Origin of the sequence: Acinetobacter sp. YH12021 (genome assembly GCF_013420145.1) — a bacterium.
GTDB classification, from domain to species: domain Bacteria; phylum Pseudomonadota; class Gammaproteobacteria; order Pseudomonadales; family Moraxellaceae; genus Acinetobacter; species Acinetobacter towneri.
In genome coordinates, this window is the sequence record NZ_VOYT01000029.1 from 1 (window position 1) to 12,181 (window position 12,181).

General features: G+C 33.2%; 8 protein-coding genes. 7 read left to right on the top strand and 1 reads right to left on the bottom strand.

The window, feature by feature from the left end; all coding sequences use genetic code 11:
• On the top strand, positions 1-214 hold a 214-nt coding region (locus tag FTT91_RS13520), incomplete at its 5' end, for an integrase core domain-containing protein (protein ID WP_180169640.1).
• A 118-nt stretch (positions 215-332) separates the two neighbouring features.
• Here FTT91_RS13520 and repM read toward each other — a convergent pair.
• Positions 333-1,280: a replication initiation protein RepM gene (repM, locus tag FTT91_RS13525; protein ID WP_218952058.1), complete on the bottom strand. Its 948-nt coding sequence runs from the start codon at positions 1,278-1,280 to the stop codon at positions 333-335.
• A gap of 394 nt (positions 1,281-1,674) precedes the next feature.
• On the opposite strand from repM, the gene FTT91_RS13530 reads away from it, so the two are divergent.
• The 6 genes from FTT91_RS13530 to FTT91_RS13560 all read left to right on the top strand — a co-directional run.
• Complete coding sequence (locus tag FTT91_RS13530) at positions 1,675-2,313, top strand: AAA family ATPase (RefSeq protein ID WP_180169642.1); 639 nt, start codon at positions 1,675-1,677, stop codon at positions 2,311-2,313.
• A 2-nt stretch (positions 2,314-2,315) separates the two neighbouring features.
• Entirely contained in the window at positions 2,316-2,615 is a 300-nt protein-coding gene (locus tag FTT91_RS13535; RefSeq protein WP_004969894.1) for a hypothetical protein, read from the top strand.
• Positions 2,616-3,047: 432 nt separating this feature from the next.
• Positions 3,048-3,542 (top strand): transporter, encoded by a 495-nt coding sequence (locus FTT91_RS13540; RefSeq protein WP_180169643.1) that lies wholly within the window; start codon positions 3,048-3,050, stop codon positions 3,540-3,542.
• A 4-nt stretch (positions 3,543-3,546) separates the two neighbouring features.
• Entirely contained in the window at positions 3,547-5,913 is a 2,367-nt protein-coding gene (locus tag FTT91_RS13550) for a hypothetical protein (RefSeq protein ID WP_252725629.1), read from the top strand.
• Complete coding sequence (locus tag FTT91_RS13555) at positions 5,906-9,361, top strand: integrase (RefSeq protein ID WP_180169644.1); 3,456 nt, start codon at positions 5,906-5,908, stop codon at positions 9,359-9,361. Before FTT91_RS13550 ends, FTT91_RS13555 begins: the two co-directional genes overlap by 8 nt.
• 1,334 nt (positions 9,362-10,695) lie before the next feature.
• Positions 10,696-12,181: HNH endonuclease (locus FTT91_RS13560; protein WP_180169645.1), on the top strand; the 1,486-nt coding region annotated here is incomplete at its 3' end.

Below are 12,181 nucleotides of genomic sequence, written 5' to 3' on the forward strand. Positions count from 1 at the left end.
ATGGGTAGATAATGTGATGGTTGAACGATTATGGCGGAGCGTTAAATATGAAGAGGTGTATCTCAAAGCTTATAGCAGTGTCACAGATGCGAAAAAGCAATTGAGTGCATATTTTGAGTTTTATAATTTGAAACGACCTCATTCGAGTCTAAACAAAATGACACCAAATGAGTTTTACTATGATCAGCTACCCCAACAAAACAAGGTGGCTTAACTAGAGCGGAATATCACTTATAAATACGCTTTTAGTTGTTCAAACAAGTGGGACCACCTCTGACTAAATTTTTCCTATAGGTTTGTAGTGTTCAAAATAAAAATTTCTATTATTCAGGTTATGATAACTTTTCTGATTTATATTTTTCTTTATAGCCCACTTTTAACAAATCAGAATAATACTTTTTTACCTTTTCAGGGTCGAGGAGTTCAAGTGAAATCCTTTCTTTAAACGCTTCGATCTCTTCGCCTACATTGGCATATTTCCCCCCGAATTCGGGATATTTGATAAGGTCACACAATTTTTGAGCGAAAAATATAGATTGTTTTGGTGTCAGCTGATATGTCGGTTCCAGTACCTTATCACTAACAATTAAGGAAGCTTTTGGATTAAAAGAAAATTCGATATGTGTAATTGTTCTCCCTTCTTTTTTCTGCTCATAACTTACGTCGATATCAGTAAGTTTATTAATTTGATCTATGGCAACCGTCAATACACGCTTTTTGAAATCTCCCATGGTTTTATATTCATTTTCAAGTAGACCTAACTTATCACGCAATTCAACCATACTAATATATAGCTTGCCTTTGCTACGCCATCTAATCAAAAGTTCGTACAGCCGTATAGCGTATACACTAGATAATTGAGAAATTTGCTTTAACTCATAACGAGTAAACTTTTCTTCAAGTTTTACAAAAAGCTGTAAAATATCAGGAGCAAAAATTAATTGAGCGCATGCCGCTTCTTTAACATAGCCAACTTTTGATACCCAACGGCTTTTATAAACCGCAGGCTTACCTGTAACAGGATCTATGGCCTTATAGGTGAGTCTACGTTCAAATAAGTTATCACACGCTCCCTGAAGAGCTTCATAGGCAGCTTGGCGACCTAAATTAAAGTGCTTCATATATTCAGATGCGTGTACTGTTAGCAATGTATCCGATGTAAGCTCTTTTTCAATTTCCCGGGCTGCAATAATTGCAACTAAAATTAAGCGTTGTTCTGATAGAGTCAACGCATAAGATGCTTCAATCAAGTTATTATCTTTATAAATTACATTTGCCATGTTGTGGTCAGAGAAACAAATATTATTAGTTGACATTAACACTTAATGTCCACTAATGAAAGATCTATTTATGTCAGGAAAACGTCCATTTATGTTAGGAAAACGTCCATTTAGATCAAGGAAAACGTCCACCTATTGTCAGGAAAACGTCCATTTAGATCAAGGAAAACGTCCACTTATTGTCAGGAAAATGTCCATTTAAATCCTCTCAAAGATATACACTACAAGGGATACAAGAAACCTATAAAATATAAATTTAAAAATATATATAAAATTAAAAAAGGAGCATTATTTGTGGATAACTTTATTTTTAACTTTATTTTTCACAATAGTTGATTTAGGAGATTAAAACTTATACATTATTTTTAACAAAATTACGTAACTTACATAACTTATGATTATTTTAGTAGGTGGTGAAAAAGGCGGAGCTGGTAAGAGCTGCCTTGCACAAAACTTAGCTGTTTATTTACAAACCAAGAATAGAGATGTTCTACTTCTAGATGCAGATCCTCAAGGTACAACAACTGACTGGATTAAAGAACGTGATGAGAATGAGGATTTGAAAAATATCCCATCTGTACAAGCTTCAGGCAATATTCGTCAAGTTTTAAAAGATTTATCAAAAAGATATGAAGATATTATCATTGATGCTGGTGGGCAAGATTCAGAAGCATTACGCTCTGCTATGACTATAGCAACACATATGCTATTGCCTTTTAGACCTAAACGTAGAGATCTAAAGACTTTGGATCATATGGAACAAGTATTAAAACTGGCACGAGCAGTGAATCCAGATTTGAATGCCAGAGCAATTATTACACAATGCCCAACATTACCGTCACAAGTACAGCGAATTTTAGATGCTAAAGAAGCCTGTGTATCGTTCGGAATAAAAGCATTAGACCACATCACGACAAATCGAAATGTTTATGATGATGCAGATGAAAATGGCTTATCTGTTTTTGAAGTAACAAGTGATCCTAAGGCAAAAGCAGAAATTGAAGGGATAGCTCAAGAGTTTTTAGGAATATAACTATGGCAGGTCTTAGCGGTTTAAAAAAGAAAACTGACGAGCTTTCAGATCAGGATAAACTGGTTGAAAATTTCATATCGGGAGCTGATAAAAGAGTTAAGGATCTAGAAGTTTCACAAAAGAAATTCGTTCGTTGTACCTTTTCTTTAAACCAAGAATTAAGTGAATTAATTGATGAGTTAATTATCAAAAGTAATAACGCTCGTGTTAACAGATCTAGTATTGTAAGAATAGCTTTAGAGTCACTGGCAGAGCAGAATTTAGAAGATTTTAAGCAGCTCGTTGATAAAAGTTTTAAATAAAATAGAGAATGGAAGAGGTTATTCAATCTATAAGATTAAATAACCTAACTTCATAACTTCATAACTTCATAACTTCATAACTTCATAACTTCATAACTTCATAACTTCATAACTTCATAACTTCATAACTTCATAACTTCATAACTTCATAACTTCATAACTTTACTGGCAAATAATTTAAATATTTTGATTTGTTGATAAACCTTATATAGACATCGCGATACTTTGATATTGGAAAATCAAATGGTAAAGTTATTACGTGATATATCACGTTAACTCATTGAGCTGTTCTGTGTTAGCTGGATATAAACATATAACATCATAATCGGTATTTTTAGGCTAAAGATATTCTGTGGGGCCTAAGTAGTAAATTTAGAAATTAACCATTTCAACTGTATTGAGCTTGTATAGCCAGTATCGATTGAGAGAGTCATGATAGAAAAAATTGGGCATGCAAAAAAAAGACCTGAAGTTCTAACTGAAGTTTTCACCAAGTTAAGTTACGTTTTGATATTAGATTTACCAGATTTTATTCAAGATTTTGTATTGGATCTTAAAAATAAGATGGATGATGAAATCAAAAGAATGCTTGACCAAGCAGCAAAAGACAATCAAGACATTGATGAATTTGAAATTTTAAAGTGGTTACTCGATACAATTGATGTAGCTCCTGAAGAAACTGAAGAGGTTAAAAAGCACCAACATAAAGAGGTGCATGCTGTGCTATTTACTTGTTTTTTTACTCAATTGTCCGAGGCCTTAAGTCTGAAGTTATCAGAACATATGAGAGTGGAGTCAAAACCGCAGCGTTGTGTTAAAAAATTGACTCAAAGAACTTATAAAAAATATTTTGGTTTGCCTAAAAACTTCAAGCTCAAGTTAGAACGAAACCTGAAAATCAATTTTTACCCTGAAAAATTATGGTAACTGTATGACTAATACTGATGGATTGTCAGATCTACACGAAGAAATCAAAGTATTGGAAAAGTGGGTAAATCAGTCACTTGGTGAAAAAAAAGCTATTTTCAAAGATTTCGACGTTCAAAATAAGAATGAGTTGTATGTTGCTGCAGAAAAAATCCAGGTTACTATTAAAAAAAAGAGAATTGTGACGGAACATAAAATTCTGGCTGGTTTAACTCAATGGACTAAAATTGAACAAGAAGGGCATCAGTATGGTTATCTGTTGACTGGATTAATTTGTGAAATGCTCAAAGAACTTATCAGTTTACCGAATTCTAGTTCTAAAGATAAAGAGCCTATCACAAACACAAAACTGATAGATTTTAAGCGAATAGTAGATGATGAAAGAGTACATAAGAAATTTAATCAACTATGTTATGCATTAAAACTGTTACTGCAGAACCAATTTAAAGACCGTGGGGAAAAAAAAATACCATGTGACAAAATTACCAATGAAATTAAAAAAATCGATGAATTTAACACCAGCAATTTTAAAGAATTTTTAACTGGTAAAGAGATGCAAAAGCACTCCATCTCATTAGATTTAGACCGTTACATTGAGCAATTTTGTATTGTCTGTAATGAGCTTAACAACAGGGAATTAAATTCATCGAAGAAACTTAGTATCAAGGATTTGATAAAAAGAATAAAAAAGGAGATTGATGTAACAAACCACTCAGGGTCATCTCCTATTCATATAGAAAATGATGACACAGAAGTCGAGATAGATGAAAAATTAGCAACTATTCTTGATCCTACACATGATGATATCAGTAAGCGTGCAAGTTCTATGATATCCGATGAAAAGCTCAAAAAAATTATTCAGAGACGTGAAGTCCCATTTGTAAGTAATCCACTTTATCTAGCACCCAGTTTATTACATCAGGTATACAACGTATTGCACGATTGTTATCAGGATAAAATGCTCAAAGAAAATAGTACAATCTTTTATGATCAATCTTCTTTGGCATTATGTGGCATGATGTCACTGCTGACTGGTCTGAGTCCTACTATCTTTAAAGATATTAATAATTTGATTGAAAAAGGAAAAATATTAGAAAAAACAAAAGTAAAAAGAATAAAAAAAACAAAAGTAGCAGAAGAAACAGAAGTAATCGAAGTATCTTATTATTGGGTGATTGATCCAAAGTTGAATGTAAATCATTCGGGCATTATGAGTGATAAATTACAGCGCTATAACAAAGCATCCACTTATAAATGGCATATTCCTAGTGCTTGGATTATTCAATTAAAAAAAAATGCTATTCAAGAACTATCTGTTCCTGAATACAATCGTTTTTTAAGGCAGCTTTTCAAACCGTATAATTTAGACAAGATTTCATGTGGAATTTTAGAAAAGCAAATATATTTCCATCTGAATATGCAGACAGGTGATGATCTCGTAGCACACTTAATGGCAAATCACGATACGAATCATGTGGTTAATTGGTCCTATGAAGGGCGTAATATTGAAGAGATAAATAGACATTTTAAAAGATACATTGATTGTTTAATAAACCGAAAAAAAGGTGATCTATGGAAAAAAGAGCAGCATCCGGGTTATATCTTTGACCGAGAACAACGTATAGGTAGTCAGCGTTGCTGGACTATCAAAGCAGCAACTCAATTTTTTAAAAATCTTTATGCTTATGTACAGACTACTTTAACGAATGATGAAGCCAATCGGATTGAGAAATTAAATGCTTATAGCATTTGGATGTGGCATCTGTCTTTAATTTGCCTCACGGTACGACCCACGATGGGTATGCCAGGTTTGATCAAAAATTATGATTCAAAATCAAAATTTATCTATATTCATGACAAAAAAATTGGTTCACGACAAGAAGGTCGTTTAGTGCCTGTAGTAGGTTATTGGCAAAAGCATTTCGATGCATACAGAGAGTATATAGATAAGACAATCACTGCATTAGGCATGAAATATCTGCAGGAGCAGTGGAAAAAAAATGAATTCATGCTGTGTATTCTTATCCATCCTCAACTGACTTCCAAAAAGCATAGCGTTGACTTTATAGAAATAGCAGACAATCTTACTTTGGCACCAATGTCAGCAGCTTTTGTGACGCATTACTTGAAAGAAACAGTTCAGATTTATAAAAACTGGCCAAGGCATTTTAGCAAAAACCATCTTGAACTCAGCAGTGATATTCATAATACCCTTTATGCACATGATAGTATTGCCATGGGGTTTGGCCATACTTCATCCTTAAGTCCTTTTCATTACAAAACAGAAATTCAACAACAGGTTGAAGCGTTACTGAAAAAATTAGAAATTTTGGAGCTAGACTTGTTTACCCAGGAAAAATCGCGTGATTAACAAAGAACTAAATCAAGAGATTCTAGAGCAATTACAAAATGCGATTGAAACAGAAACAAAAGCAATTTTTAATCAAATTTCTGAGCTGATTGATCATAAATATACTCAGAAAAAGGTGAATGGTGTCGAGATTGATTTTAAACTTCTTGATCAACGAATTGCTGATAAATTTACAAACTATCAGCAAGTTTTAATAAAAGTTTGTGAGCATTCCCAGCTCAAAAAATATTTCCGCTCTTACCTCAAGGAGTGTTTTAAACACTTTAAAATTATTTGTGAACAAGAGTATCAGGAGTGGCAAAAAAAAAATCCAGATCATGCAAAAATTTACGATATTAAATTACCAGATTGGAAAATAGCAACATTACCGCGCCGCGATAATATTTTAACAGAGGACAAGTTGTGTTATGGAGCTATTCTTGCTGATTTTAAAGAAAAATTTTATGAAAAGTGGAGCTATTCTCTTAATAAAAAGACTCAAAATATAAGTTTACAATCTACAGTTGAAGCTCAGCAAAACTTAGTAAACATATTATTTGAATGTCTATGTATATCATTAATTTTCGATCAAGGATGTATTCATCCTGAACGGCTTATTGCAATTCATGATGCAATTTTTGAAATGAATCTAGACAGTGGACTACTGCCAATTTACTCTGGTTCAAAGAATCATGCCTACGTTTTCTCATACACTCTATCATCTCAAAAATATGGCAATTTCTACCGTTATGATAGCCAAGGAGATGTGGAATTATGGCAAACACAGCAAATATATTTTAACGCAATCTCAATGCTTTGTTATTTGCGTATCCGAGAGCATCTTCATGGTAACCAAGGTTATGCATTACAGTTTACATCGCCTCTTAGTATTTGGCAGCAAACACACGATGATCAAGATCAAAAAGTTAAGCGGGAAGATTTACTTTATAAGCGGCTAAAAGCACATTTTAAAGATGTTGTTCCTGATCATCAATTTATCAAAGAGTTTGGGCGACGTCGTTTTTCTGCTTTCAAGCATATTGATTATGTTCTTTGGCAGGAGATTCCAAATTTAGATCTATTGAGTACAAGTGTACTTAATAACAAAATTATCACTACGCCTTTGATATATGAACAGCATATAGCTATTTATCATCAGCTTGATACCTGGAAAACGATTCAAGAAAGAATTGAAAATACTCATCACACTGTGGAGCTTTCTGTTTCTACTAGTGGTCAGAACATTAAAGTTTATAATGATAAACGGATGGGTAAACGTAATGATATAAAATCATTGCTTTTATCATTTAGTGAAGATGGTAAAGAGTTGACACTAGCCAAGTTTAATGAAGCTTTGAACGCAAGTATTAATAAATCAGAGGGCGATATACGTTCCTATGAAGCTGGAGAGGGGGAATATATTGATTATGTGGTGGCAATCGCACATTTACGGATATGCCAATGGTTAAAGTATGAGCTAGGTTACAATTCTGGCTCTGGTAAAGCATCACTTCAGGTGGCATCGATAAAACGTTATTATCACAGCTTCGTTTCTGACTTTTTAATTTACATTTTAAAATACCAAATAAATTTGAATAATGCCATCGAAGAACAATTTGAAGAAATGTATGAGTACCTTATTTTAGAAAAATCAATGAAAGATCAGGAAAAGCAGGAAACAATCGCTGAGAAAAATGATAATAAAAAGCACGACACCTCTGGCTATTCTTTCGCGAGGTTAAAAACATTTCATCAGTATTTGGTCAACAAGCATGATGCACCAGTAGTAGCGTACTTGTATGAACATCAGAGAGACAGCGGGAAATTTTTAAAAACACGGACCATTAGTCCGCAGATGTTTGAATTAATGATGAAAATTGTGAAAAATTATCCACACATTTTAGGCATTTCAGGGAATGACATAGTTGCATTGCAATGGGTCTATCGACTCGCATTTAGACTAGGTTTGCGTATTGATGAAGTGACAGGCATCCGTCTCAATGATTTTGACTCTGCACAGCTTCGAAGTCATCTTAAAAATAATCGTTTATATTACGAAGCAAAGTCAGATCCTAAAGATACGACTTCAAATGAATCATCCAATTCAGATATTGAAAATCTGGTTTTAAAAATTCATTCCAACTCTCACCGTAATGTTAAAAACGAAAATGCAAATCGTCAGTTTGATTTATCCTATTTTTTAAATCCAAATGAATTTAAAGAGTTCTGTGATTTTTATAAAAAATATTTAGCTGCTTCTTTGAGCGAAGCGGAATTACAAGTACAGAATACATTACTCTTCACCTTTGAAAATCAACAATTATCAAAAATCACTAGGAGCTTGTTTAATCTGGTATTAGGGACAAGTGATCATTCATATACATTTCACGCATTTAGGCATAGTGCTGCATCACACTTAGCAATTTTATTGAAAGGCAGCCACCAGCTTATCTGTAGTTTTACTGACTATGACTCTAGGTTTGTAGGTAGGCTTAAAAAGCATATATTGCAAAATATCGATCATGCATCATTACATAGCGCAGATGTATGGCAACGTTTAGCACATCTAATGGGGCATGAAGACTTTAACGTGACCGCAAGTAGCTATATACATCATCTTAATATTTTAATTGCAGACATGTTTTATACAGCAAAACGTGAATATCAGCCTGAATTGATTGGTGCATTACTAAAAAATAGCAAAATTATTAATGCTCAATTTAAATCCTTAAAGATATCTGAGGATGAATCAGCTTTTAACATTCTTCAAAAATCTAAGTTTTTTTTAAAGGTTTTTGAAAAACATAATGATCCAAAGCAATTCTTAAAAAAAGATGAAATTGAAAAAAAACAAATGAGTTTTTTATATCCAAAAAGATTTCTAGAATCATATCAGGAATGGAAAGCAAATGACCGGATCATAAATCCTGAAGACCAGCTTGTTAACTTAATAAAGTCAATTAGTAGACAATTTTATATTTATAAAGATAAAGAAATAGCTAGAAGTGAGGAGCGTGATCTGCAAGAAATGGATTTAAATTGGGAGCGAATGATCAATTGGTCGTATTTATATGGAATATGCCATCCATTCATAATTGACAAAGAAATTACCCAAAAAGAAATTAAAAATTTTTATTATATTTTGGAAAATAAAATTTCATTGAAAAATGATCGATCAGTTTTAGTTTTTGAAGCAGTCTGTCAAAAAGATTTAAAATTGTACGATTCATTTGTAGAGTTTATTACCAAAATATATTCGGACGTAGAATCCTACTTAGATATAGAAAAATCAAGTTCAAGTGATTTTGATAAAAAAATAGGGACTGAAGTTAAAATAAAATATTATAAAATTAGTAATAAAAAAGCAGATTCAAAGCATCATCTGATACAAAAAATTGTACTACAAAGTATCTTTTTTAAGATGAAATGCCTTGGAGTACCTTCCCTGGGTCAAAAGAAAATGGTCTAAAATGTTTTACCGGAGAAGTAGGGGGCTACAGTTTTTTTATATTAAAAAAATATATAAAAAACATCGGTATATAACTTTAGGCAATTCATGTTTGATTATTTTTTCATTATTTATGTAAGGTTCCTCTTTTTTTTTGGTCAAAAAAAGGGACACTAAGAGCGAGGTGTGCACTCTGTGAGGTTGATTTTTGATAATTTTTTTCTTGAGAATAGCCTGGATAGGCTAGACGAGAGATTATCAAAAAAAAATACTCAATAAATAAAAAGATTTTGTATGACTCGCAGGAGAAAATAAGATTAAATTTAAATGTATTTTTTTATTATTCTTGTAAATTTATTCGGATATTATTTTTTAAATTTAATCTATAAAATATAAAATTATATATAAGGTAAATTTTATAGACTAGGGAGTTAATATAAATTATTTACCCTATAAATTGATTTGTTTTATTCTGTAAAATAGGGAAATTAGTTTTTATTTTTTATAAATAAAAAAATTAATTTTGCTAGATTTATAATATTAAATACAGCATAGAAAACTGGGTTGTGTTTTTGGTTTGATTTTATAAGCTAATTTTAAATAGCCTAAGCAAATATATTTCAGAAAAATAGCCCAAGCCTTTGCTTTTTAAAACTGCTGTTTTACAAAGCAAAGGCTTGGGAGTCCACCAATATGATTATTTTTAGATTTTAATGAGATCCCAAAAAATGGAGAAGATAAATTAATTAGCTTAGGTAATCCTTCTATAAGTATGCAGCATAGATTTTGAGCTAAACACGCATCCTTGTATGTAGGTAAAATCCAGGGATTTTTTCGGCTAAAATTTTGAAAAAATTAAGCCAGCATTCAATTTTAAAATATCACTAAAAAATGAATAAAAAATTCTAATTTGGTTTGACCAAAGAAAAAGATACCCATATGATAATTACGTTACAGCAAAATCTGTAATCGGGCGTGGAAACCTGAAAATTACTACAGAAGCATTAAAACCGCTTTAGCGGTTTTTTGTGCTTATTATGCTTAGTTTGCCATTATGGTAGGCCAGGCAGGGCAGTCTATGACTGGCCGTCTTCTGTAGTGCGGTATTTCCACCCCTGTTTGGTCTACCTCCATCTCGTGGAAAAGATGGTTGTAGATAGTTAACTCTAAACTACAGGTACTAAACATGAAGATTTTATTATCTAATCCCCCCATTTCTCTTAGGTCTCTTTTGTTAGCGCTGACTGGATATTGACGGTCATTTAATTCACAGCTTTAACCAAATCGAACTATATACATTTTCAAATTTCGTACTTGAGCGAAAGTAGGAAAGTGTTGCCTGGAGAAAATAAGAAATGGGTTCTACACGACTATTGACCAATATTATTCAGCGTAAAGTCATGTTGCCAGAAGAAATGTCACCATCAATGCAACGAGACAATTTTGAAGTTGCACTGACTGATTTTGAAAAGCATCCAATCATCAAATGTTTATTTAAGGCGGATAACCAGCGTTCTACGGAATGTTGGAGCGTGCAAGAAATTGCAAACTTTATTGAGGATTGCACAGAAGATCAAAACATCAATTTATGCATTTTGTATTGGAAAGATATACACAGCAATATTTACATTATTGATGGAGCACATCGTCTTTCCTGTATCTATGCGTGGATCAATAGATATTTTGCGGATGAGCAAGTCACTCAAGCACCTAATTTCAATGATCCACAAAAACAAGATATTCGTTACCTCCGCAATTATTTAGGAGATCTCGCTGATTTTCAAAGAATTTGCACTGATGCTGAATTTGCAGAAAAAAAGTCGAAGTTAGAAGATATTAAAATCAGTTTCAGGCAGGTACTGGGGACTCCGGAAGATGCGCGACGGGTATTTCAATCTATTAACTCAGATACTAAACGTTTAGATAAATATGAGGAATATCACCTAAGAAATCGCGGTAGTGACGCGTATTATGCGATCTATGCCTGTTGTTATATCAATGACAATAAATCTAACCTAGAAGAGCTCCAATATACACGTTTAAATGAGTTGATTGAGTTAGGGGAGAGGATCCACCAGTTACTTTTTTCGACCATTTTATTAGACAATGAAATGAGTCATGGCAAAAAAATTGGCCTGGTCAATGAGCTGATGAATATCATTGCGGGTGATCAGATTCATAATATTATGAGTCTGAATCAGGGGGAGCGCGTTGAAAACCTAATGTCGCATCTGTTGACCATTCTTTGCAGAATAGCGACGCCTGTAAAAAATGCTGGGGTTCCGAGTTTGGGCTTACATCCATACTTATATTTTTATAAGGATCAGCGTTTTCAGATTACTTCTTTTCTTGCATGGTTTTCAATTGTGTATGAAATTCATGAAAGCCGCATGCAGATTCATCATCGAAAGATTAGTTTCAAGGACTTCACCCGGGTACGCCGTAGTATTGAGTTCTTGATCGCCAATTTCCCCGTGGCGACCACCGAAACGGTCGGCAAGTTCGGCAGTGGTATCAAGGGCTATGATCGGCTACAAATTGTCTATAAAGCCTTTATTTGCTTAAGCTTGGAAATGGAAGTTGATTTTGATGATGAGGAATGCCTGAATACCTTTATTCTGTCCATGTCTAAGGCCTTCAAGTACATAAACTTTAACGAGTTTTATGTCGAAAGATTTTTGGGTGGTTATGATGATGCAGTCGTCAAGCATGTGGTGGGATATGTGGAGTCGATTAGTCCAATTTCTCGGTCAAAGCCCAAGGCCTTTTCGGCATTAACCAAGAGTCTGCTTAAGCACAATTTTCTGGTGGGTAATCATAACTTTTGCCTCATTTGTGATG